The sequence below is a fragment of the Thauera butanivorans genome, from assembly GCF_048398245.1.
GTDB lineage: Bacteria > Pseudomonadota > Gammaproteobacteria > Burkholderiales > Rhodocyclaceae > Thauera > Thauera butanivorans.
In genome coordinates, this window is record NZ_CP183038.1 from 770,758 (window position 1) to 794,909 (window position 24,152).

20 protein-coding genes and 1 pseudogene are annotated in these 24,152 nt (G+C 68.1%); 19 read left to right on the forward strand and 2 right to left on the reverse strand.

The annotated features are described in order from the left end of the window. The first annotated feature begins 91 nt into the window (after positions 1 to 91). The 4 genes and pseudogenes from ACNQFN_RS03720 to ACNQFN_RS03735 form a co-directional block, all read left to right on the forward strand. Positions 92 to 292: a DUF1289 domain-containing protein gene (locus ACNQFN_RS03720; protein WP_418647995.1), complete on the forward strand. Its 201-nt coding sequence runs from the start codon at positions 92 to 94 to the stop codon at positions 290 to 292. Beyond that, positions 289 to 498 (forward strand): DUF1289 domain-containing protein, encoded by a 210-nt coding sequence (locus tag ACNQFN_RS03725; RefSeq protein ID WP_418647996.1) that lies wholly within the window; start codon positions 289 to 291, stop codon positions 496 to 498. The genes ACNQFN_RS03720 and ACNQFN_RS03725 overlap by 4 nt, the downstream gene beginning before the upstream one ends. Beyond that, positions 495 to 1,412 (forward strand): MBL fold metallo-hydrolase, encoded by a 918-nt coding sequence (locus ACNQFN_RS03730; protein WP_418647997.1) that lies wholly within the window; start codon positions 495 to 497, stop codon positions 1,410 to 1,412. Before ACNQFN_RS03725 ends, ACNQFN_RS03730 begins: the two co-directional genes overlap by 4 nt. Then, positions 1,413 to 1,735 (forward strand): annotated as a pseudogene (locus ACNQFN_RS03735) (ABC transporter transmembrane domain-containing protein); the annotation flags it as partial. Positions 1,736 to 1,851: 116 nt separating this feature from the next. Here ACNQFN_RS03735 and ACNQFN_RS03740 read toward each other — a convergent pair. Continuing rightward, positions 1,852 to 2,874, reverse strand: coding sequence for a helix-turn-helix domain-containing protein (locus tag ACNQFN_RS03740; protein WP_418647998.1), 1,023 nt, complete (start codon positions 2,872 to 2,874; stop codon positions 1,852 to 1,854). 335 nt (positions 2,875 to 3,209) lie between these two features. Between ACNQFN_RS03740 and ACNQFN_RS03745 the strand changes: the two genes are divergently transcribed. From ACNQFN_RS03745 to ACNQFN_RS03800, 12 genes are all read left to right on the forward strand, one after another. Continuing rightward, entirely contained in the window at positions 3,210 to 4,121 is a 912-nt protein-coding gene (locus ACNQFN_RS03745; RefSeq protein WP_418647999.1) for a hypothetical protein, read from the forward strand. After that, positions 4,118 to 5,122, forward strand: a complete 1,005-nt coding sequence (locus ACNQFN_RS03750) for a U32 family peptidase (RefSeq protein WP_418648000.1) — start codon at positions 4,118 to 4,120, stop codon at positions 5,120 to 5,122. The genes ACNQFN_RS03745 and ACNQFN_RS03750 overlap by 4 nt, the downstream gene beginning before the upstream one ends. A 110-nt stretch (positions 5,123 to 5,232) precedes the next feature. Next, positions 5,233 to 6,753: an aldehyde dehydrogenase family protein gene (locus tag ACNQFN_RS03755; RefSeq protein ID WP_418648001.1), complete on the forward strand. Its 1,521-nt coding sequence runs from the start codon at positions 5,233 to 5,235 to the stop codon at positions 6,751 to 6,753. A gap of 379 nt (positions 6,754 to 7,132) precedes the next feature. Then, positions 7,133 to 8,752, forward strand: a complete 1,620-nt coding sequence (peaA, locus tag ACNQFN_RS03760) for a quinohemoprotein amine dehydrogenase subunit alpha (RefSeq protein ID WP_418648002.1) — start codon at positions 7,133 to 7,135, stop codon at positions 8,750 to 8,752. A gap of 22 nt (positions 8,753 to 8,774) precedes the next feature. Beyond that, positions 8,775 to 10,208, forward strand: coding sequence for a quinohemoprotein amine dehydrogenase maturation protein (gene peaB / locus ACNQFN_RS03765; protein WP_418648003.1), 1,434 nt, complete (start codon positions 8,775 to 8,777; stop codon positions 10,206 to 10,208). Beyond that, positions 10,205 to 10,528 carry a quinohemoprotein amine dehydrogenase subunit gamma gene (gene qhpC / locus ACNQFN_RS03770; protein ID WP_418648004.1) on the forward strand — a complete coding sequence of 108 codons (324 nt, stop codon included), beginning with the start codon at positions 10,205 to 10,207 and terminating at the stop codon, positions 10,526 to 10,528. Before peaB (ACNQFN_RS03765) ends, qhpC (ACNQFN_RS03770) begins: the two co-directional genes overlap by 4 nt. A 70-nt stretch (positions 10,529 to 10,598) precedes the next feature. Further along, a complete protein-coding gene (gene peaD / locus ACNQFN_RS03775; protein ID WP_418648005.1) occupies positions 10,599 to 11,711 on the forward strand; it encodes a quinohemoprotein amine dehydrogenase subunit beta in 1,113 nt (370 codons plus the stop codon). Positions 11,712 to 11,786: 75 nt separating this feature from the next. Continuing rightward, positions 11,787 to 13,961 (forward strand): cytochrome c biogenesis protein CcsA, encoded by a 2,175-nt coding sequence (gene ccsA, locus ACNQFN_RS03780; protein ID WP_418648006.1) that lies wholly within the window; start codon positions 11,787 to 11,789, stop codon positions 13,959 to 13,961. A gap of 165 nt (positions 13,962 to 14,126) precedes the next feature. Next, the gene (locus ACNQFN_RS03785) at positions 14,127 to 14,915 is read left to right on the forward strand and encodes a TorF family putative porin (protein ID WP_418648007.1); all 789 of its coding nucleotides are present in this window, start codon (positions 14,127 to 14,129) and stop codon (positions 14,913 to 14,915) included. A 451-nt stretch (positions 14,916 to 15,366) separates the two neighbouring features. Then, entirely contained in the window at positions 15,367 to 17,115 is a 1,749-nt protein-coding gene (locus tag ACNQFN_RS03790) for an ABC transporter ATP-binding protein (RefSeq protein WP_418648008.1), read from the forward strand. Continuing rightward, on the forward strand, positions 17,112 to 17,834 hold the full coding sequence (locus ACNQFN_RS03795; protein WP_418648009.1) for a S8 family serine peptidase: 723 nt from the start codon (positions 17,112 to 17,114) through the stop codon (positions 17,832 to 17,834). Before ACNQFN_RS03790 ends, ACNQFN_RS03795 begins: the two co-directional genes overlap by 4 nt. Beyond that, positions 17,824 to 19,152: an NAD(P)/FAD-dependent oxidoreductase gene (locus ACNQFN_RS03800; RefSeq protein WP_418648010.1), complete on the forward strand. Its 1,329-nt coding sequence runs from the start codon at positions 17,824 to 17,826 to the stop codon at positions 19,150 to 19,152. Before ACNQFN_RS03795 ends, ACNQFN_RS03800 begins: the two co-directional genes overlap by 11 nt. 48 nt (positions 19,153 to 19,200) lie before the next feature. Here ACNQFN_RS03800 and ACNQFN_RS03805 read toward each other — a convergent pair whose 3' ends face one another. After that, the gene (locus tag ACNQFN_RS03805; RefSeq protein WP_418648011.1) at positions 19,201 to 20,226 is read right to left on the reverse strand and encodes a helix-turn-helix domain-containing protein; all 1,026 of its coding nucleotides are present in this window, start codon (positions 20,224 to 20,226) and stop codon (positions 19,201 to 19,203) included. A 502-nt stretch (positions 20,227 to 20,728) separates the two neighbouring features. On the opposite strand from ACNQFN_RS03805, the gene peaA (ACNQFN_RS03810) reads away from it, so the two are divergent. The 3 genes from peaA (ACNQFN_RS03810) (at position 20,729) to qhpC (ACNQFN_RS03820) (ending at position 24,148) form a co-directional block, all read left to right on the forward strand. Then, on the forward strand, positions 20,729 to 22,318 hold the full coding sequence (peaA, locus tag ACNQFN_RS03810; RefSeq protein WP_418648012.1) for a quinohemoprotein amine dehydrogenase subunit alpha: 1,590 nt from the start codon (positions 20,729 to 20,731) through the stop codon (positions 22,316 to 22,318). A 76-nt stretch (positions 22,319 to 22,394) separates the two neighbouring features. Next, positions 22,395 to 23,825, forward strand: coding sequence for a quinohemoprotein amine dehydrogenase maturation protein (gene peaB / locus ACNQFN_RS03815; RefSeq protein WP_418648013.1), 1,431 nt, complete (start codon positions 22,395 to 22,397; stop codon positions 23,823 to 23,825). Further along, a complete protein-coding gene (gene qhpC / locus ACNQFN_RS03820) occupies positions 23,822 to 24,148 on the forward strand; it encodes a quinohemoprotein amine dehydrogenase subunit gamma (protein WP_068639426.1) in 327 nt (108 codons plus the stop codon). The genes peaB (ACNQFN_RS03815) and qhpC (ACNQFN_RS03820) overlap by 4 nt, the downstream gene beginning before the upstream one ends. The last annotated feature ends 4 nt before the right edge of the window (positions 24,149 to 24,152 follow it).

Consider the following 24,152-nt stretch of genomic DNA (forward strand, 5'->3'; position numbering starts at 1 on the left):
CCGGCCTGCGCCGACTCGGTCATAATCCGGCCTGCCGCCCACGAGACGGCGCACACGCATGCGCCGTCCGCGCCCCACTGAGAGAGCCGCCATGAGTCTTGCTTCGCCCTGTATCAACGTCTGCCGCATGAGCCCGGAAACGGGCTGGTGCGAAGGCTGCCAGCGCACGATCGAGGAGATCGCGCGCTGGAGCCGCGCGACGAATGAGGACCGCCGGTCCATCCTCGCAGCCGTGGCCGAGCGCCGCGTGTGGCTGGAGGAGGCCGGCCAGCCGGTGGAGGTACGCGAATGAGTGGCGATCCGCTGTGTGTCGGCGTCTGCATGATCGACTGGGAGTCGGGCGTTTGCCTGGGCTGCGGCCGCACGGCCGACGAGATCCACGGCACGACGGACACGCCCGAAGCCGAACCGCAGGCCGGCAAAGCGCCCGGGAATGAGGCGCCGGCGGCTGAATCACCGGCAGCCGCTGCAGCGCCTGCCGGAGAGGACGGGCCTTGAGCACGCCGCGCCTGCCCGATACGCTGCGCGTGCTCGAACGCGGCTGGCTGTCGGCCAACAACGTGCTGCTGTTCGACGGCGACGAAGCCACGCTGGTCGATAGCGGCTACGTCACGCACGCCGAACAGACCGTGGCGCTGCTGCGCGCCGCGCTCGAAGGCCGGCAGCTCGGCCGCCTGGTCAACACCCATTCGCACTCCGACCACATCGGCGGCAACGCCGCCGTGCAGCGCGCCTTCGGCTGCAGCATCACGGTGCCGAAGGGCATGGCGCAGGCGGTGGCGGACTGGGACGAGACCGCGTTGCTGCTCAGCGTCATCGACCAGGCCGGCGAGCCTTTCCGGGCCGACGCCACGCTCGCAGCGGGCGGGCGCTTCGTCGCCGGCGAGCTGGAATGGCAGGCCATCGCCACGCCCGGCCACGACATGGACGCACTGGCCTACTACAACGCCGAGCGCCGCATCCTGATGTCGGGCGACGCGCTGTGGCGCGACGGCTTCGGCATCCTGTTCGCCGACGTGCTCGGCACCGGCGATGCGCTCGGCGAGACGCGCCGCACGCTCGAAGCCATCGGCCGGCTGGCGGTGGACGTGGTCGTTCCCGGCCACGGTGCGCCCTTTGCCGAATTCGACGATGCGCTCGAACGCGCCTTCGCCCGCCTGCGCGCCTTCGAGGCCGACGGCGCGCGCATGGCGCGCAACGCCATCCGCGCCTGCATCACCTTCAGGCTGCTCGACGTGCGCAGCATGGCGCTCGACGAACTGCCGCGCCATCTCGACGAGACGCCGCTGTACCGCGAGGCCAACCAGCGCTTCCTCGGCCTGACCCCGGATGCGCTGGCTGCCTGGCTGGTCAAGGAACTGGAGCGGGCCGGCGTGGCGCGGCGGGAGCACGGCGCGCTGGTCGCAAGCTGAATCATGCGGCGGCTGAAGGGCGATGTGGCGGAGCTCTCCAGCGCTTCGCCGTCGACAGCCTGTTCGCCGCGGTCAGCAGCGTCATCGGCCTGGTCGGTGCGCTGGTGTTGATGCTGAGCCTGTCGTGGCAGTTGTCGCTGCTGGTGCTGGTATTGGTGCCGCTCGAGGCGGCCTGGCTGCGCTGGATGCGGCGCAAGGTGGAAGCGCGCACGCGCACGGTGCGCGAGCGCGCGGCGGACGTGTCGAGCTTCCTGGTCGAGACGCTGCCGGCGATGAAGTTCATCCAGGTGTCGCGGCGCGAAGCCGACGAGCGCGTGAAACTGGCGACCCACAACCATAAGCCGCTGTACCAGGGATCACTGCATCTGCTAACCGGCCCGCACCGCGTCGAAACTAAGGCGCATAGGTGCTCGGTTTGCGCCAGAGGCTTCCGCGCCGATCAGTGCCCCGGGGTGATGGAAATACAGGATGTCTTGCGCAGGGTCGCAGATGGCAGTTCACCAAACAAAGCTTTGTAATAGGCGGAAAACATGCCCATGTGCCAGAATCCCCACTTACAAGCTATCCTATTTACCGAGCCCTCGGGACCCGCCATCAGCAGATCCTTTCTCGCTCCATGAAGCCTGACGTAGCGCAAAAAAGTGACAACATTGATGCCCAGCACGTTCATGAAGGCATGATGCAGCCCTCGCCGACTCATTTTGAGCCAAGCACTCAGTTCAGTGACCGTCGGCGGACTCTGCCTGTTGGCAAGAACATACTGCCGGGCGCGCTCGACGATGGCGCGCTGCACGAAATGGCTGCTGCGCGCCACCTCACTTTCGGCCGAGCGTGCCAATACCGCATGTAGCGCAGCGCCCAAGATGGTCTCGACCATCGCCTTCATTGAGTTTTCATGCTCCAACACTTCCGGCGTCGATACTGCTGACGATAGAACTTCCTTCAACGACATCCGCAAAGGACGGATCATTGCTTCCGGAAGCTCGCGTGTATGTGAACCAGCAATCGGCAATGGCGTATCCCGTCCAGTGGTATCGCGCGAGAAAGCGTCAAACACGCCAGAGTCGATGACCACGACCAGAATCGTCGACTTCTTCGGCGTGCGGAAATGCAGTTCCTCGTTGGGGCGCAGCATCATCAGCGAATCGCGTGCCACGCGATAGCCCTGCCAGTAGCCGCCTTCCTCCATGTAGACCGGCACGCCGACCGTGTAGCTGTTGCGCCGCGGGTTGGCCTTCTCGTCCACGCACTGCCAGATCGTCTCGCGGAAGATCTGGATCGGGCCGATCGTCGTTTCGATGATCTCGCCGAGAAAGCGCCCCGCCGACAGCTGCAGGTAGTCCTGCATCCAGTCGCGAAGGCTGGCCGCATGCACACAGGGATCATCGGTGGGGATGACGGAACATCGCTCGGTCGACCGGCGCGATGCCGCTTGGCCCAAGGGCAGGCCAGTGTTCATCATCTGGATTCGTCTCCTCAAGCGCCGCCGCGTGGATGCGGCCTCCTATACGCACGTTCACTCGCCAGGGGGCGGTTATTCCGCCGGCTTCTTCAAGATTAGGTCCGCGGTCGGGGCGTCGCAAGAGCAAGCGGCGCCTCGCTTCGGCGTCTGGCCGATTCTTGATAGCGCAGTCCGGGCACTCTGGCCGTTTCACGATATGCCCTGCTCTTCCTCAGCCCTAAGATGCCATCCGGAATTTGCATCGCAGCTGGATGCGCCGGCTCCATCGACCGGCCCTTTCCCGCCAACGAGAATTCGGCCCGCATCGGACGGGTCAGCACCGGGGACAGATAATCATGGCCGCAACGACACCGATCGCCGAAAGTGCCGAACCGCAAGGATTCGGGAATGGCTCACTCGAGCTTGCGGTATCGATGGTCAATCCAATGCCGCTTTCCGGAGCCGGCAACATCTCCACCAGACGTGCCTATTGGCAGACCGCCTTCAGAGACCCCGAACTGGCTTCATGGCTCGCGAATTTCGCGCCCACTCATCTATATGTCGGTAGCGAGTTCTGCGAACACCTTCTGCCTGGGCTACGGACCTGGGAGAAAGCGATCACCCACGCACAGGCTGTGCAATGCCGTGTGTCCCTGCTCACGCCGATCGCTTCGCCACAGCTCATCCGGAACCTCGGCAGACTGCTGCCATCCATCCCCGATGGGAGCGAGGTGATCGTCAACGACTGGGGTACGGCACATTTCGTCCACGAGCGTTTTCCGGCACTCCATCTGATCGCCGGCCGGCTGCTATGCCGCATGATGAAGGATCCGCGGCTCGGCCAAGCGGCCCAGGCAGCTGCATTCAGGTTCGATCCGCGCCCATTGCGGGCGATGTTCGCCCGTCTGGGCATCCGCCGAATGGAAATCGACGCGCCGCTTTCCACCGATGCCGGCACGTTTTCCACATTGCCGCTACCAACCAGCGTCCACGTTCCATTTGCCTGCGTTGCCAAGGGAAGGATGTGCCGGATCGGGTCGAGTTCGATCCGGGGACCGGAGCGATTCGCCGTCGGGCGCAAATGCAGGAAAGAATGCCTGAAAGTCAGTGCGCAGCTCGAACGTCCCAGCTTCCGCGACACGCGAGATATATACCAGATCGGCAATTCCATCATCAGCAGGCATTCGGCGGCGATGTCCGGTGTCGTGAAGAGCGCAGTCGAACAAGGTTTCATCAGCCGGATCGTCGTGCCGGGAGAAGCACTATGAAGATCGTCGCACCCATTGCCAGCGTGGAGGAGGCCGAAGCTCTGGCACGCGCCGGGGCCCGGGAATTCTATTGCGGCTTCGTCCCGGACGAATGGATCGGCAGGTTCCGTGCAGTGAATGCCAACCGGCGGCCATCGGGCAATTTTCGCGATCATGCCGAACTCCATCGCGCCGTTGACGTCGCGCACCGGCGCGGAGGTTCGATCTCGCTTGTCCTGAATGCACAGACCTACACCGACGAGCAGATCGCCGCCACCATCACGATCGCCGAGTCTTTCCTGAAAATCGGGGGAGACTCGCTGATCGTTTCCGATCTTGGACTGGTCGGCGAATTGTTCCAGCACGTGCCGCTGTCGCGCATCCACGTCAGTTCCGTGGCGACCTGCCGCAACGGCAGTGCTGCCAGGCTTTGCAAGGAACTGGGCGCGTCACGGATGATTCTGCCGCGCGACGTGACGATAGGCGAGGCCTGCGAGATCGCCGCCGAAGTGCCAGGCATCGAAATCGAAGCCTTCATCCTCAACGATGGCTGCGTCTTCGAAGAAGGCGCCTGCGCCACGCTCCACCTGCCACAGAACCTGGGCGGTCCGATCTGCCTGGACAATCACACCCCTCACTACAGGCGGCGTGGCAGCGGAAAGCTGGACGGCCCCGCCCTCGACAGGCTTCGGGACAATGACGAGGAATACCGGAAATGGCTCTGGTATCGCTTCTCCTGCGGGTTCACGACGAATGCGGCGGGAATGCCCTTCGGCCCCTGCGGACTGTGCGCGCTGCCACTCCTTCTGAGAGGCGGAATCGCTGCCGTGAAGATCGCCGGCAGGGAAGCGCCCACGGCCAGGAAGCTGGCCAGCGTGCGCATGGTCAAGGCGGTTCTCGACCGCGCCGAAGCAGGAGAAGACGATGAATGCATCATGCAATTTGCGCAGGCCTTGAGGCCCTCCGAGCAGCACTGCCGAACGGGATACATGTGCTACTACCCGGAGGTGCTCGGACATTAGATACCAGTTGCCCTCCCGATCGTTTCTACAGCACCCGTGAAGATGGAGCGGGGGCTGCGACGCGAACACTTGTCCAATCACCACCATCACTTCCACCAGGAGACATCGAGATGCTTTACGCACACCCCGGCCAGTCCGGCGCCCCGGTCCAGCACAAGGCGCGGTACGACAATTTCATCGGCGGCCGTTGGATGGCGCCGGTCAAGGGCCAGTACTTCGACGTGGTGACGCCGATCAGCGGCCAGGTCTACACACAGGCGGCGCGCTCGACGGCCGAGGACATCGAGCTGGCGCTGGACGCGGCGCACGCGGCGTTTCCGGCCTGGAGCAAGACGCCGGCGGCCGAGCGGGCCAACATTCTGCTCAGGATCGCCGAGCGCATCGAACAGAACCTGGAACGGCTGGCCTACGCCGAGACGGTCGACAACGGCAAGGCGATCCGCGAGACGCTCAATGCCGACATTCCGCTCACCGTCGATCACTTCCGCTACTTCGCCGGCTGCCTGCGCGCGCAGGAAGGCAGCATCAGCGAGATCGACGAGAACACCGTCGCCTACCACCTGCACGAACCGCTGGGCGTGGTCGGGCAGATCATCCCGTGGAACTTCCCGATCCTGATGGCGGCCTGGAAGCTCGCGCCGGCGCTGGGCGCGGGCAACTGCGTGGTGTTGAAGCCCGCCGAATCGACGCCGGTCTCGATCATGGTGCTGGTCGAACTGATCGCCGACCTGCTGCCGCCGGGCGTGCTCAACATCGTCAACGGCTTCGGCCGCGAAGCCGGCATGCCGCTGGCCACCAGCAAGCGCATCGCCAAGATCGCCTTCACCGGCTCGACCTCGACCGGGCGGGTGATCGCCCAGGCCGCGGCCAACAACCTGATCCCGGCCACGCTGGAGCTGGGCGGCAAGTCGCCCAACATCTTCTTCGCCGACGTCATGGACCGCGACGACGCCTTCCTCGACAAGGCCATCGAAGGCATGGTGCTGTTCGCCTTCAACCAGGGCGAAGTGTGCACCTGCCCGAGCCGGGCGCTGATCCAGGAAAGCATCTACGAGCGCTTCATCGAGCGCGTGCTCGAGCGCGTGGCGGCGATCAAGCACGGCCACCCGCTCGACACCGAGTCGATGATGGGCGCGCAGGCCTCGCGCGAGCAAATGAGCAAGATCCAGTCCTACCTGGCGCTGGGCAAGGAAGAAGGGGCCGAAGTGCTGATCGGCGGCGACAAGGCGAATCTGGGCGGCGAACTGAGCGAGGGCTACTACATCCAGCCCACGCTGTTCAAGGGCCACAACAAGATGCGCATCTTCCAGGAAGAGATCTTCGGCCCGGTGCTGGCGGTGACCACCTTCAAGGACGAAGCCGAGGCGCTGGCGATCGCCAACGACACGCTGTACGGGCTGGGTGCGGGGGTGTGGAGCCGCAACGGCAACGTGGCCTACCGCATGGGCCGGGCGATCCAGGCCGGGCGGGTGTGGACCAACTGCTACCACGCCTATCCGGCGCATGCGGCCTTCGGCGGCTACAAGGAGTCGGGCATCGGGCGCGAGACCCACAAGATGATGCTCGACCACTACCAGCAGACCAAGAACCTGCTCGTCAGCTACAGCGAGAACAAGCTCGGGTTCTTCTGACGGATCAGGCCCCGCGCCGCTTGCACGGCGGCGCGGGCGCCAGGCGTTCTCCCCCATCTCACGGAAGTGAGTCTTCAGGCGGCCTTCGGGCCGCTTTTTTTGCCTGCCCTCCGAGGCTCCCCCGGTCCCGTCCCCGCTTCCATCCGCACGCGCGGCGGGGTATTTCGGCGCCCGACGGCCCCCGCTGCCAGGCATGGAAACACGTGGCCGATTCTTGATATGGCGGCCGCCGCCTCTGGCCGTTTCCCGATAAGTCCCGGACGCCTTCCCTCCTATAGTCGTTTCGCGGCGCCCGGTATGGGCCGTGCCACCACGCGATACCGAAGCCGCCCGCTCATGCGCGGCCACGCCAATCAAGATTCACGAAGGAGACAACCCAATGGAGAAAGTAAACGGGAGGAAACCCCGCCTGCTCGCGCTGGCCGCGAGCCTGGCGGCACCGCTTCTCGCCGCCCCGGCACAGGCCGCGCCGCAGGGCGAAGCCCTGGTCAACAGCAAGTGCATCACTTGCCACGCGCCGGCCGAAGACGGGCAACTGGCCCGCATCGGCGACAGCCGCCGCACACCCGAAGGCTGGGACATGACGGTGGCGCGGATGATCATCAGCCACGGCGTGAAGCTGAGCGCCGACGAGCGCGCCGCGGTCGTCAAGCACCTGGCCGACACGCGCGGTCTGGCGCCCCAGGAAACCGACGGCTACCGCTACCTGATCGAGCGCGACTTCAACCGCGTCGAAAGCGTGCAGGGCGAAGCCAAGTTGGCCTTCGACACGTGTGCGCGCTGCCACTCCTACGGCCGCATCGCGCTGCAGCGCCGCACCGAGTCCGACTGGGCCAAGCTGCCCCACTACCACGTGGGCCAGTACCCGGTGATCGAGATCCAGGCCGGCGGCCGCGACCGCAATTGGTGGGAGCTGGCGACGACGCAGGTACCGGCGATCCTCGGCAAGCTGTACCCCAACGACAGCGGCGCCTGGCAGCAATGGCAGCAGCGCGAGCGGGCCAGCGCCGCCGGCACCTGGCGCTTCGTCGGCCACCGCCCCGGCCGCGGCGCCTACGAAGGCGTGGCGACGATCGAGGCCGACCGCGCCGGCGCCGACCGCTACAAGGTGAAGTTCCAGTTCGACTATGCCGACGGCCAGCGCGAAACGGCCGAGGGCGAAGCCATCCTCTACACCGGCTACGAGTGGCGCGCTTCCGTCAAGCAGGGCGGCATGGACGTGCGCCAGGTGTTCACGCTGTCGCCCGACGGCCAGACGCTGTCCGGCCGCTGGTACGAGAACGGCAACGACGCGATCGGCGGCCGCCTGCTCGCCGCCCGCAGCGGCAATGGTTCGGCCGAGCGCCTGCTGGCGGTCGAGCCGACCCACATCAAGGCCGGCACGACCCAGCGCGTCACCCTCTACGGCAACGGCCTGTCGGGCGACGTCAATCTGGGCGACGGCATCACGGTCGCCAGGGTGGTCGAGCGCGCCGCCGGCAAGGTGGTGGTCGAAGCGCGGGCCGATGGCGCAGGCAAGGATGGCGTGCGCGCCGCAGCGGTGGGCAACGCCCGCCTGCAGCAGGGACTCGCCCTCTACCGGAACGTCGATTACGTGGCCGTCGAGCCGGAGCAGGCGATGGCCGTGGTCGGTGGCGGCAAGGGTCCGCTGCCGAAAGTCCCGGTCCAGTTCGAGAGCGTGGGCTACGCCTTCGGCCCCGACGGCAAGCAGGGTACGGCCGACGACATCCGCCTGGGCTACTTCCCCGCCACCTGGTCGATGGCCAACGCCAATGCCTTCGCCGAAGAAATGCAGGACACGACCTACGCCGGCACCCTGCGGACGGACGGCCTGTTCATCCCCGGCGACGCCGGCCCCAACCCCAAGCGCAGGTTCGGCACCAACAACGCCGGCGAGCTGGTGGTGACGGCGACGGTCGACGACGCCGGGCGCAAGCTCAGCGCCAGCAAGCACCTGATCGTGACCCTGCAGCGCTGGAACGACCCGCCACTGCGCTGAGGCACGCAAAGGAGCCGCCCCCATGACCACCTTGTTCGTCAACCGCCACAGCTTCCACGACGTGAAGCTGCCCGAGCGGCGGATGCTGTTCCACATCCCATCCAGCGGCCTGTTCGAGCTGGACGAGGTGGGCGGCTCGCTGCTCGACTTCCTGAAGGAAAACGATCGCGTCTCGCTCGATGGCGTGCGTGAACGCTTCGACGGCCGCGTCACGGCATCCGACCTGGCGCAGACCTTCGAGAGCTTTCGCGAGCTGTCGATCCTGTGCGACGCCCCCGCCGGCCCCGACTTGGGCCTGCGCACGGAGATCCGTTCCTTTCCGATCAGCACCGTGGTGCTGAACGTCAACACCGGCTGCAACCTGAGCTGTACCTATTGCTACAAGGAGGATCTGGACGTCCCGTCCAAGGGACGCCGAATGAACTTCGACACCGCGTGCAAGAGCATCGAACTGCTGCTCGCCGAAGGGGCCGTCCACGACCGCATCAACGTCATCTTCTTCGGCGGCGAGCCGCTGACCAACCTGGCGCTGATCGAGCAAGTGGTGGACTACACCGAGCGGCGCTGCGCTGAGGAAGGCAAGCACGTCGATTTCTCGATGACTACCAATGCCACGCTGCTGACCGAGGAAATCGTCGACTACCTCGACCGCCACCGCTTCGGCCTGTCGATCAGCATGGACGGCCCCGAGGCGGTGCACAACCGCCGCCGGCTCACCGTCGGCGGCAAGGGCACCTACTCGGTGGTGGCGTCCAAGGCGCGGATGCTGCTGGAGCGCTACCGTTCCAAGCCGGTCGGCGTACGCGTGACGATGACCGCGGGCTATACCGACGTGCCCGCCATCCACCGGCATCTGAAGGGCGAACTGGGCTTCTTCGAGGTCGGGTTCGCGCCCGCCACCTCGGGACCGCTGACGGCGTTCAACCTGGACGCGGATGAGCTGCAGGCGGTCTTCGACGGCATGAAGGCGCTCGGCCGCGCCTACCGCGACGCGGCGCTGCGCGGGGAAAACAACGGTTTCTCCAACATGCACCAGTTGATGAGCGACCTGTACGAGGGGCGCAAGAAGGCCCTGCCCTGCGGCGCCGGCGTCGGCCTGCTGGCGGTGGACCACAAGGGCGACCTGAACCTGTGCCACCGCTTCACCGGCTCGGACATGCCGCGCTTCGGCAACGTCGACGAGGGCATCGCCAGGGAGGCGCTGGGCGCTTTCCTGGAGAAGGCCACCGACCGCGCCGACAAGGGCTGCTCCACCTGCCGCATCCGCAACCTGTGCGCCGGCGGCTGCTACCACGAGTCCTATGCCCACTTCGGCGATCCCTTGTCGCCGACCTACCACTACTGCGACCTGATGCGCGACTGGGTGGACTTCGGCATCGAGATCTACACGGAAATCCTGGTCAAGAACCCGGGCTTTTTCAGACAACACCTGAGCACGAGGAGTATCCAGCTATGAAGCACATGAAAGCGATGAACGCGAAGGCCCACCAGGTCGAAGTGGCGATCGGCAAGGGCGGCAGCGAGGCGGAGGAAGTGATGGCGATGCAGACGGTGGTCGGCTGCGCCACGACCTTCGACCCGGGCTGGGAAGTCGACGCCTTCCTCGGCGTCGCCGGGCTGTGCCAGCCGATGGAGGCCGACCTCTACGGCTGCGCCGACCCCTGCTGGTGGCCCGCGCAGGTGCCCGACACCCTGCACAACTACACCGACTGGGCCACCGACAAGGATGCCGCCGTGCAGGACTGGACCAAGCTGCAGTCGGTCTTCCCCAAGTAGAACCCGGTCAACGAATCCCGCCAATGCATTCGACGCGGCGGCCCAACCGCTGCGTCAGGAGACTCCCACAATGAAAAACAAGCAGCAATCCACCCTGCGCAAGGCATTTGCGCTCGGCATCGTCGGTCTAGGCATGAGCCTGCTCAGCCAAGCCGGCCTGGCCGCCAAGGACTACCTCGTCACCGCGGTGCGTCCCAACAAGCTGGTCGTCATCGATGCCGAGGCGCGCCAGGTGGTCAAGACCCACGAGATACCAAACACCGCACCGGGCAACAGCGTCGCCGGTATCGCGGTATCGCGGGACGGCAAGGTAGCCTACGCCATCCACAATCGTTGGGAAAGCGTGTCCGGTATCAACCTGGAAACAGGCAAGGAAGTATTCCGCGCCGAACTGTCCTCGCCCGACATCCGCGCCAAGGCGCATTTCGCCATCGACGTCAGCCCGGACGGCAAGGAGCTGGCGGTCTATGTCAATCCGACCCGCCTGAAGCCGGGCGAATACGAGGTGCTGGACCCGTACATCGCCATCTACGATACCGGCGCCGGCGTCCACGCCCAGCCGGTGCGCAAGCTGCCCGCCCCGCGCCGGGCGACCACGCTGGCCTACTCGCCCGACTACAAGCGCCTGTACACCTTCACCTGGGACATGCTGGTGCTCGACCCGAAGACCGGCGAGCAGATCGGCTCGCACCCGTGGAAGAGCTGGAAGCGCGAGGGCTACGGCGAACCCGACTCGCTGTCGGTGTCGCCGCAGTTCGAGCAGGCCAACGAGTTCGCCACGCCCTACTTCATTTCGCACAAGGACAAGGACGGCAAGGAGTCGCTGCGCGCCGGCATCTGGGCGCTGGACATCGAAAACGACAGGGTGCGCTTCTCCGAGTTCGAGGACGCGACGGTGATGTTCTTCTCCACCGCCATCAACCCGGTGCGCCGCAACGAGGCGTACACGGTGTACACCCAGCTCACCAAGACCGACCTCGACACCAACACGCTGGTCAAGCGGGTGGATCTCGACCACACCTTCTACACCGTCAACGTCTCGTCCGACGGCAAGGAGCTGTACATCGGCGGCACCATCAACGAAATCGTCGTCCATGACAGCGACACGCTGGAGAAGAAGGGCACCATCATCGTCGGCAACGGCGACCAGGTGCTCAGCTCGATGCGGCTGGTGCGCCGCTGAGGCAGGCCGGCGCCATGCAAGCCCATGCCGCACATGGCGCCGCGCCGGGCGCGGCGCCCCCTCCGGAGCCAAGCCATGCATGACCACCGAACGGACGCCCACCCGGCGATCTGGCTCGCCCTGCCGGCCGCCGTGCTGTCGTGCGCCGCGCTGCCCGCCGTCGGTAACCTGGCGGTGCTGGGCGCCGGCCTTTGCGCGCTTGCCGCCGGCCTGCGGCAAGACGGCCGCGCGGCCTGGGCACGGGCCGCGGCGGCGCTGCTGTGGGGCGCGCTGCTCGGGCTTGCCCTGCTGCTGCTCGGTGACCGTTTCGAGGTGCGCTACGTCTGGCTGTACAGCGGCGCCGAACTGCCGCTGCACCTGAAGCTGGGCAACCTGTGGGGCGGCGACGAAGGCACGACGCTGCTGCTGGCGGCCTTCTGCGCCAGCCTGGCGGCACTCGGCCGCGGCCAGCCCATGCGCGTCGACGCCACCGCGCTCATCGCCGCCGCCATCGCGCTGCTCGCCGCCTGGCTGGGGCCGTTCTCCGCCACGCCCGCCGAGCTGCTGTCGCAGGCGGCATCGCAGGGCATGAACGCCCACCTGATGAAGGTCTGGATGCTGCTGCATGCGCCGCTGGTGCTGGCGGCCTACGCGTGGACGCTGGCGCTCGCCGCGCCGGCCCTGGCCGCGCTCGGCGGCCACGCCGCGCAGTGGCCGCACGATGCGCACATGCGCGCGCGCCGCGCCTGGATGCTGCTCACCGCCGGCATCGGCTTCGGCATGGTGTGGGCCTTCGAGGACGCGATGTACGGCCTGGTCTGGCACTGGGACCCGGTGCAGACGGCGGTCTTCGCCGTCTGGTGCCTGCTCGGCGCCCACCTGCACGGCGTCCCCGGCTGGCGGGCGGGACGGCCGGCATGGTGCTGGATGCCGGCTGCCGCGCTATTCGCGGCGGTGCTCACCCTGGTCGCCATGGGCGTGACGCGGCACGAGGCGCTCGCCAGTTCGCACCGCTATGTCGGCGCGGCCAGCGCGCCGGTGTATTTCGCCCTCGCCGCGCTGCTCGCGGCCGCCGGCGCGGCAATTGGATGGCGCGGACGCACCCGCGTCGCGCCGGTGCCGCTGCGCCAGGGTTTCGCCGCGTGGGGCCTGCGTCTCACCCAGTACGCCTTCGCCGTCATCGCCGTGGCCGCCGCCGCGCAGCTTGCCTGGGCCTTCCATGCCAGCGCCCAGGAACTGCCGCGGCCGGACGACCTGAAGCCCTTCTTCGCCACGCTGGCCGGCTGGGCGCGCGGCAACGAGTTGCCGGCGCTGCGGGCGGCCTTCTCGCAGTGGGACGTGAACGGCTACGCGCTGGCGCGGGCGGCGCTGTATCCGCTGATCCTCATCGGCCTGCTCGGCGGCTGGTTCTTCATGCGCCGCCTGTCGCCGCGGCTGGGCTGGGTGTCGCTGGCGCTGGCGGCGCTCGCCTGCGGTGGCGTCTGGCTCGAAGGCGGCCTGCTGACGCGCGAATACACTGGCACGGGGGTGCTGTCGCAGCGGATCGTCGCGGTACTGCCGCGCATCGACGCCAGCCTCGTGGCGGGCGCCTATCTGGCCCTGGCGGCGAGCGCCTGGAGCATCCGGACGGCGAGGACGGCCGCCGCGGGCCACGCCCTGGCCGTCGGGCTGGTGCATGTGGGGGCGATGCTCGCGCTATGGGGCGCCCTGCTGTCGACGGCGCTCAACGGCTACTCGCAGCACGTGGTCGCCCTGTCGGACGACTGGCGGCGCGACCACCACGGCTACGCCTTCCGCATCACCGGCGTCGATGTCGAGCGCACGGCCGACGGCGGCCGCGCGGACGGCGACGGAGGCTTTCGCGCCTTCGCCCGCATCGAGCTGCTGACGCCGTCGCAGAGCCTGGCCAGCGGCCAGACCCTGTACCGCGACGGCCGCAGCGCCATCGAAGGCTACGACGGCCCGATGCGCGAAATCTGCGAGATCCTCGATTACCGTTACGCGCGCTACGCCGATTCCCCAGGCTACGTGCTGCACCCCTTCATCGAACGCGGCTGGGCGCGCGACGTGCAGTTGTGGGTCTCCCCCGCCGCCGCCGTGGCCGCGCTCGAAGGCGGTCCGCAAACGCCGCAGGCGACGGTGGTGCTGCGCTACTTCCCGTTCATCTCGCTGCTCTGGCTCGGCCTGGCGCTGACCGCGGCGGGCGCGCTGTGGCTCGCGTTCGCGCCGCAACGCGCCCGCCGGGGAAAGTCCGTACAAAGCCGCACGTAGCCTCCGCTGCCAAGCTTGCGCGAGCCCCCGGGGTGCCTGTAAGCAAGACGTCGGAGGCGCGCGCATCCGTATGCCGCGCCCCGGCGTGACCGCAGGCGTGCAACCCGGCGCTCCCCAGCGCCTCGAACCGGCCCCGCCGGCCCATGACTCAAGGAGACATCCGAAGTGAAGCCATACATCAAACGCACGGCCCTGAACACCCTGCTCGCAAGCCTGCTGGCCGCGGCCTCCGCCGTGCATGCCACCGACACGGCCACATCGCCCTTCGCCCTCAACGCGAACGTCAGTCTGGTTTCGCAGTACGTGTTCCGGGGCATTTCGTATTCCCAGGAAAGGCCCGCCATGCAGGGCGGCTTCGACCTGGCGCATGGCAGCGGACTCTACCTCGGCGTGTGGGGCACCAGCGTCAGCGACGACGCGCTCAACGACGCATCGGGTGAAATCGACGTCTATGGCGGCTACGCGAACACCATCGGCGACTTCGGCTACGACATCGGCCTGCTGCAGTTCATCTTTCCCGGCGGCAGGATCGACGGCACGCGCGAAAAGTACGACACGCTGGAACTCTACGCCGGCATCACGTGGAAATTCCTGAACCTCAAGTACTCGCACACCCTGGGCGACTACTTCGGCTTCAACGACAAATCCTTCGGCCTGGGGCGGGGCGATTCGAAGGGCTCGTACTACGTCGAGGCCAATCTGGCGCATGAATTCCTGCCCGGCTGGATCGTCAGTGCCCACGTCGGCCACCAGTACGTGCGCAACTATGGCGAATACAATTTCACCGACTGGAAGATCGGCCTGGAGAAGAGCTTCGGCGGCGGCTGGCAGGCGGGACTCGCCTGGGTCGACACCGACGCCGACAAGCCGCTCTATACCGTGTGCGACGACGGCCGGCACTGCAAGAATACGGCGTCGGGCAAGTGGCTGGTCCACCTGACGCGCAGCTTCTGACTCCTCAGGCGAGGCGCCCGCCTGCGTGGCCCGTCCCGCAAAATCGGCCGCCGCAGCCTGGAAGCGCTTCGCCAGTCCACGGCCGTCGTCCCTGCTCGCCTTTGATGTGTATTCAGGTGGGTGAGCGTCCATGGCTCGCAGCCTAGTGCCTGCCGGTCGTTGCGCTGATGTCGGCGATGAGTTTATCTATTGTTGTTTAGAAACCGGTTGACATGCATGCTGATCCCTTCACGCGCTTCGGAAAGCACCACGATGAGTCTGCTTCGCCCTATATCGATAGTTGCCGAATTAACCTGGAGCTTGGGCGGTGAGAAGGGTGCAAGAACCTGCGAATGCTCGCCAGCCTCTCCTCGGGCTTGACCTTGGTGATTTGGTTAATCGGAGAAATGGAACGGGCCAAAGTGGTCCGCCGGTCGCAAGGATGGGTCATGCAACTGCTGGAGGGCGTTCCGTGCTGAGCCGCCTGGTCCACACCGAGCGGCCGGACGAACTGCGCCGCGGCCTGCGCTGGCTGTACGGCTTCGTGCGGCCGCAGCGGCGCGCGATCGCCGGACTGCTGCTGCTGTCGCTGTGCGCGACGCTGCTGGTGCTGCTGCAGCCGTGGCTGACCAAGATGCTGATCGACGACGGCCTGCTCGCGCGCGACTATCCGACCCTGGTGGCGGTCGCCTGCGGCATGGTCCTGGCCGGCATCGCCGGCACTGTGCTGGCCGGCGTCAACCGGCAGCTGCACACCCGCCTGTCGGGCCGCATCCTGTTCGCGCTGCGCAGCGATCTCTACCGCCACCTGCAGACCCTGTCGCCGGCTTTCTACGGCCGCCAGCGCATGGGCGACCTGATGTCGCGGCTCGACGGCGACGTGGCGGAAATCCAGCGTTTCGCCGTCGACAGCCTGTTCGCCGCGGTCAGCAGCCTCATCGGCCTGGTCGGCGCGCTGGCGCTGATGCTGAGCCTGTCATGGCAGTTGTCGCTGCTGGTGCTGGTGCTGGTGCCGGTCGAAGCGGTCTGGCTGCGCTGGATGCGGCGCAAGGTGGAGGCGCGCACGCGCACCGTGCGCGAGCGCGCGGCGGACGTGTCGAGCTTCCTGGTCGAGACGCTGCCGGCGATGAAGTTCATCCAGGCGTCAAGGCGCGAAGCCGACGAGCGCGCGCGGCTCGACGGCCTGGGCGGGCGCTACCTCGACGACTTGCTGCGGCTGCAGCGCACCGAGTTCTTCACCCAGGCCGTGCCGTCCACGCTGACTTCGCTGACGCGCGCCGCGGCTTTCCTGATCGGCGGCTGGTGGGTGATCGAAGGCAGTTGGCAGCTCGGCGCGCTGATCGCGTTTTCCACCTACTTGGGCATGGCGACCGGCCCGGTCAACAGCCTGCTCGGGCTGTACGTCGCCATCCAGCGCATGAGCGTGAGCCTGATGCGGGTCAGCGAGTTGCGCGAGGCGCATGCCGATGTGGTGGATGGTGCGGATGGGGCGCTTGCGGCCGGCCGTCCCGCGGCGCAGCCGGGGCCGCGTCCATGGCGCGGCGCGATCGAGTTCGACGAGGTGGTGTTCCGCCATGCGGAGCGGGCCGACGCGGTGCTCGACGGCGCCAGCCTGTCGATTCCGGCCGGCGCGAAAGTGGCGCTGACCGGCGCTTCGGGCGCCGGCAAATCGACGCTGATCGACCTGCTGCACCGCCACTACGATCCGGCCGGGGGCGCGATCCGGCTCGACGGCACCGACCTGCGCCAGCTCGGGCTCGGCGAGCTGCGGCGCGCGGTGGCGGTGGTCAGCCAGGACATCGTGCTGTTCCGCGGCACGCTCGCCGACAACATCCGCTACGCCGCGCCGCAGGCGGGTGACGACGCGGTGCGCGAGGCCGCGCAGCGGGCGCGGCTGGACGAACTGGTCGAGCGCCTGCCGCAGGGCCTGGACACGCCGCTGGGCGAGCGCGGCCAGCAGCTTTCCGGCGGCCAGCGCCAGCGCATCGCGATCGCGCGCGCGTTGTTGCAGCAGCCCTGTGTGCTGGTGCTCGACGAAGCCACGTCGGCGGTGGACGAGGTGACCGAAGCCGGCATCATCGCCGAAGTGGATGCGCTGTTCACCGGCCGCACCCGCATCCTCATCAGCCATCGCCCGGCGACGCTGGCCGGCTGCGAGCTGCGGGTGCGCCTGCAGGCGGGACGGCTGGCGGTGCTGGCGGATGCCGGAGACATTGGATGAATCAGGACTGGACGAGCGCGCGGATACGCATCGGCGTGGTCGATAGCGGCCACGCCGCCGCCCAGGTGCCGCACGTGGCCGCGTCCGCTGCCTTCGTGCTAGACGGCGGCGAACCGCGCCGCGTGCCTGCCGAGCCGGACAGGCTTGGGCACGGCAGCCGGGTCGGCGACGGCCTGCTGCATTGCCTGCCGCAGGCCGAATTGCTGGTCGCCCAGGTGTTCCGCGAGCGCCTGGCGACTTCCGCCGCGCAGGTGGCGGCGGCGATCGACTGGCTGGTGGACGAGGATGCGCGGCTGATCAACCTGAGCCTGGGCCTGCGCGAGCCGCGGCCGGTGCTGGCGGCGGCCTGCGCGCGTGCGCTGGCGGCGGGCGTGGTGCTGTGCGCCTCGGCGCCCGCGCGCGGCCAGCCGGTCTATCCTGCGGGCTTTCCCGGCGTGCTGCGGGTGACCGGCGATGCGCGCTGCATGGTGCCGACCGAGATCGCCGCACTCGGCGCCGCGCATGCCGACTACGGTGCCCATGTGCGGCCGCTGGACGGCAGCTTGGACGGCGCCGGGGCCAGCATGGCCTGCGCCTGGCTCAGCGGCATGGCTGCGCGCCACCTGGCGGCCGGCGGCAGCGCGGCTTCGCTGCCCGGCTGGCTGGCGGCGCAGGCGCGCTACCATGGCGTGGAAGACCTGGAGAGCCTGAAACGGGAGAAGTTGAAACATGGCCACTGACGGAATCGTCGTGATCGGCGCCGGCCCGGCGGGCGCGGCGGCGGCGATCGGGCTGGCGCGCATGGGCGAGCCGGTCACGCTGGTGGGCGAATCGCGCCGCTTCGCTGCGGTGGAAGGCGTGTCGGCGCGCGTGCTCGAAGCCTTGCGCGGGCTGGGGCTGGAGCAGGCCCTGCGCGCCTTCGCGCCGCCGTCGCCGCGCCGTGCGCTGTGGAACGGCGCGCTGTCCGAGGCGAATACCGAAAGCCTCGTCGATCGCCAGTTGTTCGACCGTGGCGTGCTGGACGACCTGCAGCGGCTGGGCGTGAAGGTGGTGCGCGGCCATGTCGCCGAAGCCGCATCCGCGCCGGGCCGCCACGAGATCCGGGTCGAGACGGCGGACGGCGTGCGCACCCTGGTGGCGGATTTCCTCGTCGAGGCCCGCGGCCGCGCCGCGCCGGGCGGCGGGCTGCCGCGGGTGCGCGGCGCCGAAACGGTGTCGCTGCTGCAGTACTGGCAGGGGCCGCCCGGCAGCGCGCATTCGGCGGTGCAGAGCTGCGAGGACGGCTGGGCGTGGATGGCGGCGCTGGCCGACGGCCGGCGCTACCTGCAGTTGACGCTGGACGTGCGCAGTGCCGCGCTGCCGCCGAAGAAGGCGCTGGCCGATTACTGCGCCGCGCGTTTGCGCGGCATCGATGCCGCCGCGCCTTTCCTGCGGGACGCCGAGCCGGTCGGCGAACCCCATGCGCGGACCAGCACGCCGGTGCTCAACGAAGTGCTGGCCGGCGACGACTGGATCCGCGTCGGCGATGCGGCGATGGCGGTCGACCCCCTGTCGGGCAACGGCATCTTCCAGGCCTTGTCGTCGGCGCTGCAGGCGCCGGCGGTGGTGGCGACGCTGCGCCACGATCCGGCGCGTGCGCAGCTTGCACGGCAGTTCCACCGCCAGCGCATCGAGCAGCTGTTCTACCGCTTTGCCCGCATCGGCCGCGACTTCTACGCCCAGGAGACCTGCTGGCCGCAATCGCCGTTCTGGGCGGCGCGGCGCGGCTGGCCCGACCGCGCGCCGCTGCACGCCGAGGTCAGGCCCGACACCGTCGAAGTCGCCCGCCGGCCGGTGGTGAGCGGGGGCCGCATCGTCGAGGCGGAGGTGGTGGTGACGCCCGACCAGCCGCTGGGCGTGTGGCATCTGGACGGCGTGCCGCTGGCGCCTTTGCTGAAGGCGGTACAGGCGGCGCCGGGCAGGCCCGCCGAAGCCGTGCTGCAGGGCCTGGACGGCCTCGGCGCCGAGGCCGCGGCGCGAATCGCGGGCTGGATGCGCACGCAGAAGTGGATTTTCTGAGGCCCGGATTGCCAATTTGGGCTAATGGTCGAATAAATTCGTTGTATGTCATCCGCTGCGGCGCAGGGTTTCCGACGGCAGCTCGCCGAACATGGCCTTGTAGTCGGCCGAGAAGTGCGACAGGTGCCAGAATCCCCAGCGTGCCGCAATGTCCGCGACGGTGGCGCGTTCGTTGCCGCCGGCCTGCTTCAGGGCGCGGCGCACGGCATTGAGGCGGATCGCGCGCAGGAATTTCACCGGGTTCAGGTCGAGCACGTCCTGGAAGCTGTATTGCAGCGTGCGGCGCGAGACGCCGAGCTTCACGCACAGGTCGGCGACGGTGATCGGCTCGTCGATGTGCGTTTCCATGTATTCGCGCGCCCGCGCGACGATGAACTGGCGGGTTCTACAGGAAGGCGCGAGGCTGGGCGAGGCCGCTGCCGGCGGCAGCGTGTTGAGCAGGGTGGCGAACAGCGCCTGCTCCATCGCCGTGCGCATCTGCGGGTGGCGCAGCAGGTCCGGCGTGGCGCGCAGGCTGGCCATCATGGTCGTCAGCAGGGCGCCGAGATCCGCCATCTGCTGCGGGCTGGCCGGTACCGTCGTGCGCCCGGAAAGTTCGGCTTCGAGGTCGCGGTGCTCCACCTGCAGCGCATAGGTGTTGAGCGCCGTCGTGTCCGCCGTACAGGCGACGATCTCGAGCCGGCGCGGGGTGCGGAAGTCGAGCTCGTCGCTGCTGCCGAGTGTCAGCATGGTGTCCGCGGAATACGTTTCGCCGCCGAACCAGCCGGTGCCTTCGATGACCGTCGGCACCGCGACGGTGCGCGAGCCCGGCCAGGCGATGCCGGCCTGGTGCACCGACTGGTTGAGCGCCTCGCGGAACAACTGCACCCTGCCGAAGCAGAACTCCTCGAATTCCCCGGCGAAGAGGCCGGCGCTGAGCTGATCGTACTGCTGCTGCCAGTTGCTCAGGCAGGCGGCATGCTCGTCGGCGTCCAGCGTGTCGCGCAGCGTGTAGGAGAAAGGGGCCGTGGTGCCGGGAGCAGCGGTGCTTGCGATCGGGCCGCCCGCATCCATAGGCTTGGCGGCCGCGCTCATTGCCCTCGCCTTTCGGGCGTGTGCAGCGTGGCGAACATGTCTCGTTCTCACTCGATCGATGGGCGATCGTTCTTGTCGTTATGCGCCCCTGGCTGCGGGGCGTAAGGACGGGCGCGATTCATCGCTTGCCCGTCTTTCAGGCCAGCATGGCACGCAGGGGCAGCTTGTGCAAGCCGGTAGCGTTCCGGCTGCTTGCCGTTTTCGGCTAACGCCGGTCGCCTTGCCGCGCCTAGGATTTGTCCAGCCTCCGCGTGACTCCGGCAGCGATCGGGGCAGGCGGGTGGTAGATGTCGATGTTGCGCAGGCCCTCGCAGAAGGGCTGGAGGCCGGCCCCGTGCCGCGCCCCGGTGGAGAAAGGAGATGCAGGATCGGCTCGCCCGCAGCGAGCCGGCCGGTGCTTGTCCTCGGCCCGCGCAGCGTTGCGGTGTCCTTCGTATGGCGAACGGCCTGGCCGCGCTGCCGGAGGATGCTTCATCCACGGGTACCAAGAGGAGATCCGGTCTTGAAGATCACGAAAATTGCCGCCGCGATGAGCGGCGTGGCCGCAGTCGGCCTTGCGCTGGCGTCCTCGCCGGCAGTGGCCGCCGCTTCCGCCGAGGCCCTGCTGCGCGCAAAGTGCCTGGCCTGTCACACCGAAACCGATGCGGGCTTCAGCCGCATCGCCGACCAGCGCAAGTCGCCCGAAGGCTGGCTGATGTCGATTGCCCGCATGCAGATCGTGCATGGCCTGAAGATCACCGACGAGGAGCGCCGCGCGGTCGTCAAGCATCTGGCCGATACCCAGGGCCTGGCGCCGTCCGAAACCGAAGGGGCGCGCTATGCGCTCGAACGCCGGCTGAACACCATGGAGGCCTTCGAGTCCGAGCAGTTCACGCAGATGTGCGCGCGCTGCCACTCGGGTGCGCGGGTGCTGCTGCAGCGCCGCCCGGCCTCGGAATGGGAGCACCTGGTGCATTTCCACCTCGGCCAGTACCCCACCGCCGAGTTCCAGGCCTTCGGCCGCGACCGCGACTGGCTGGGCATCGCGCTCAAGGAAGTGGTGCCCGATCTGGCCGGCAAGCTGCCGCTGGAGTCGGAAGCCTGGAAAGCCTGGCAGGCGCGCGCGCCGCAGGCGGTCGATGGCGAATGGAGCCTGAGCGGCCACATGACCGGCCGCGGCGGCTTCTCCGGCGTCATGAAGGTATCGGCCGGCAAGGGCCAGGATCTCCATGCGCTGAGCTTCGAGGGCCGCTGGGACGACGGCAAGCCGATGGCCGGCAAGGGCCAGGCGCTGATCTACACCGGCTACGAATGGCGTGCCGACCTCGTCGTCGATGGCACGCCGATGCGCCAGGTGTTCGCGCTGGAGGACGGCGTGCTGCGCGGGCGGATGTTCCTGCGCGACCACGACGAGGTGGGGGCCGACGTCGTCGCCAGCTTGCAGCGCGACGGCAACGCGCGCGTGCTGGCGGTGCATCCCGCCTACCTGAAGGCGGGTGAGGAAGGCGAACTGCGCATCGTCGGCTCGAAGCTCGACGGCGAGGTCGGCCTGCCGCCGGGCGTGAGCCTGCTGGAAACCGTGAAGCGCTCGGCCGGCGAAGTGGTGCTGCGGGTGCGCGCGGAGGCGGCTGCGCGCGGCGTGCATCCGGTGACGGTGGGTGCGGCCAGCGGCGGCAGCCTGGCGGTGTACGAGCGCATCGGCAAGATCGAGGTGCTGCCTGCCTATGCCGTGGCCCGCATCGGCGGCAACGGCACGCCGACCCCCAAGGTCGAGGCCCGCTTCGACGCCGAAGCCTGGGATGCGGGGCCGGACGGCCAGCCCGGCACCAGCGACGACTTCCGCATCGGCGTGGTGCCGGCCAGGTGGTCGGTGGAGCCGTTCGACGAGGTTGCGGTGCGCGACGAGGACGTGAAGTTCGCCGGCCTGATGGACGAAGCCACCGGCGTCTTCGTGCCCGGCGGCGCCGGCCCCAACCCCATGCGGCGGATGTCGGCGAACAACGTCGGCAACCTGAAGGTGGTGGCCGAAGTGGAGCAGGGCGGCACGCCGGTGCGCGGCGAAGGACAGTTGATCGTGGCGCCGCAGCGCTGGAACAACCCGCCGATTCCGTGAGCGGCCGCGTGCCGTGTTCCGCGTCCCGGCGGGCGATGTCCCGCCGCCCACGATCCCGATGATTGAGGAGGCTCCGATGGGTGCCGTCTTGAACCTGGTGCAGCACAACCTGCACGAACTGCGCGTCGACGACACGCGCATGTTGTTCCACATTCCGAGCAGTTCGCTGTTCGCGCTCGATCCGCTGACCGAAGCCTTGATCGACCGCATCCGCCGCCAGAGCCTGACCGCCGAGGCGCTGATCGACGGCCTGCGCACCGAGTTCGACGCCGACGACGTCGCCGGTGCGATCCGCGATCTGGTGGCGCTCGAGCTGGTCGACGACGGCCGTCCGGCCGGCGCCGCGGCGGCCGGGCACGTGTTCGAGCGCTTTCCGCTGACGACGGTGGTGCTCAACGTCAATACCGGCTGCAACCTGAGCTGCACCTACTGCTACAAGGAGGATCTCGACAAGCCCTCGGCCGGCCGCAAGATGGCTTTCGACACCGCGCGCGACTCGATCGAGATGCTGCTGCGCGAATCGCCCGACGAGCCGCGCTACAACGTGGTCTTCTTCGGCGGCGAGCCGCTCAGCAACCTGCCGCTGATCAAGGAGGTGGTGGCCTACTGCGAGGAGCGCTTCGCCGCCCTGGGCAAGCAGGTCGATTTCGTCATGACGACGAACGCCACGCTGCTTTCCAACGACACCATCGACTGGCTCGACGCCCACCGCTTCGGCCTGTCGATCAGCATCGACGGCCCGAAGGCGATCCACGACCGCAACCGGCTCACGGTCGGCGGCCAGGGCACCTACGAAACCGTGCGGCGCAAGGCCGAGCGCCTGCTGTCGCGCTATACCGCGCGGCCGGTCGGCGCACGGGTGACGCTGACCCATGGCACGACCGAAGTCGAGCGCATCTGGGACCACCTGTTCAACGAGCTGGGCTTCGCCGAAGTCGGCTTCGCGCCGGTGACCTCGGGCGACATCAGCACCTTCAACCTGAGCAACGAGGAAGTGGCCGAGGTCTTCGACGGCATGAAGCGGCTCGGCCGGCGCTACCTGGAGGCGGCGCTGGAGGGGCGCAACATCGGCTTCTCGAACATGCACCAGCTGATCACCGACATGCATGAAGGCCACAAGAAGCTGCTGCCCTGCGGCGCCGGGCTGAAGATGCTGGCGGTCGACCACAAGGGCGAGCTGAACCTGTGCCACCGCTTCACCGGCTCCGAACTGCCGACCTTCGGCAACGTCAGGGACGGCATCGAGCGCGAGCAGCTGGGCGACTTCCTGTCGCAGCGCCTGGACCGCAGCGGCACCGGCTGCGCGAGCTGCCGCATCCGCAACCTGTGCTCGGGCGGCTGCTACCACGAGAGCTACGCGCGCTACGGCGACGCCACGCACCCCACCTACCACTACTGCGATCTGATGCGCGACTGGGTGGATTTCGGCATCGAAGTCTACAGCCGCATCATGGCCGGCAACCCGGCCTTCATCGAACAGCACATTTCCCCGAGGAGGGCGTCATGAAACATCTGAAGGCAATCAACAACAAGGCGAAGCTGCTGGAGCAGGCCGTCGGCGAGGACCGCGTCGAGGAAGTGGTGGCGATGAGCGCGATCGCCGGCTGCACGGCGACGGTGGACCCCGGCTGGGAAGTCGACGCCTTCGGCGGCGTGGCCTCGCTGTGCCAGCCGATGGAGTCCGACCTCTACGGCTGCGCCGACCCCTGCTGGTGGCCCGCCCAGGTGCCGGACACGATGATCACCTATCCGGACTGGAACAAGGATGCGGCCAATACCCGCGAAGACTGGCGCAACCTCGGCTCGGTGTTCCCGGGCGACAAGCTGTAAGGGG

Excerpts from the sequence above, each read along its gene's own strand:
- ACNQFN_RS03720 (WP_418647995.1), top strand. The coding sequence starts at position 92 with ATGAGTCTTGCTTCGCCCTGTATCAACGTCTGCCGCATGAGCCCGGAA.
- ACNQFN_RS03725 (WP_418647996.1), top strand. The coding sequence starts at position 289 with ATGAGTGGCGATCCGCTGTGTGTCGGCGTCTGCATGATCGACTGGGAG.
- ACNQFN_RS03740 (WP_418647998.1), bottom strand. The coding sequence starts at position 2,874 with ATGATGAACACTGGCCTGCCCTTGGGCCAAGCGGCATCGCGCCGGTCG.
- ACNQFN_RS03745 (WP_418647999.1), top strand. The coding sequence starts at position 3,210 with ATGGCCGCAACGACACCGATCGCCGAAAGTGCCGAACCGCAAGGATTC.
- ACNQFN_RS03750 (WP_418648000.1), top strand. The coding sequence starts at position 4,118 with ATGAAGATCGTCGCACCCATTGCCAGCGTGGAGGAGGCCGAAGCTCTG.
- ACNQFN_RS03755 (WP_418648001.1), top strand. The coding sequence starts at position 5,233 with ATGCTTTACGCACACCCCGGCCAGTCCGGCGCCCCGGTCCAGCACAAG.
- peaA (WP_418648002.1), top strand. The coding sequence starts at position 7,133 with ATGGAGAAAGTAAACGGGAGGAAACCCCGCCTGCTCGCGCTGGCCGCG.
- peaB (WP_418648003.1), top strand. The coding sequence starts at position 8,775 with ATGACCACCTTGTTCGTCAACCGCCACAGCTTCCACGACGTGAAGCTG.
- qhpC (WP_418648004.1), top strand. The coding sequence starts at position 10,205 with ATGAAGCACATGAAAGCGATGAACGCGAAGGCCCACCAGGTCGAAGTG.
- peaD (WP_418648005.1), top strand. The coding sequence starts at position 10,599 with ATGAAAAACAAGCAGCAATCCACCCTGCGCAAGGCATTTGCGCTCGGC.
- ccsA (WP_418648006.1), top strand. The coding sequence starts at position 11,787 with ATGCATGACCACCGAACGGACGCCCACCCGGCGATCTGGCTCGCCCTG.
- ACNQFN_RS03795 (WP_418648009.1), top strand. The coding sequence starts at position 17,112 with ATGAATCAGGACTGGACGAGCGCGCGGATACGCATCGGCGTGGTCGAT.
- ACNQFN_RS03800 (WP_418648010.1), top strand. The coding sequence starts at position 17,824 with ATGGCCACTGACGGAATCGTCGTGATCGGCGCCGGCCCGGCGGGCGCG.
- ACNQFN_RS03805 (WP_418648011.1), bottom strand. The coding sequence starts at position 20,226 with ATGAGCGCGGCCGCCAAGCCTATGGATGCGGGCGGCCCGATCGCAAGC.
- peaB (WP_418648013.1), top strand. The coding sequence starts at position 22,395 with ATGGGTGCCGTCTTGAACCTGGTGCAGCACAACCTGCACGAACTGCGC.
- qhpC (WP_068639426.1), top strand. The coding sequence starts at position 23,822 with ATGAAACATCTGAAGGCAATCAACAACAAGGCGAAGCTGCTGGAGCAG.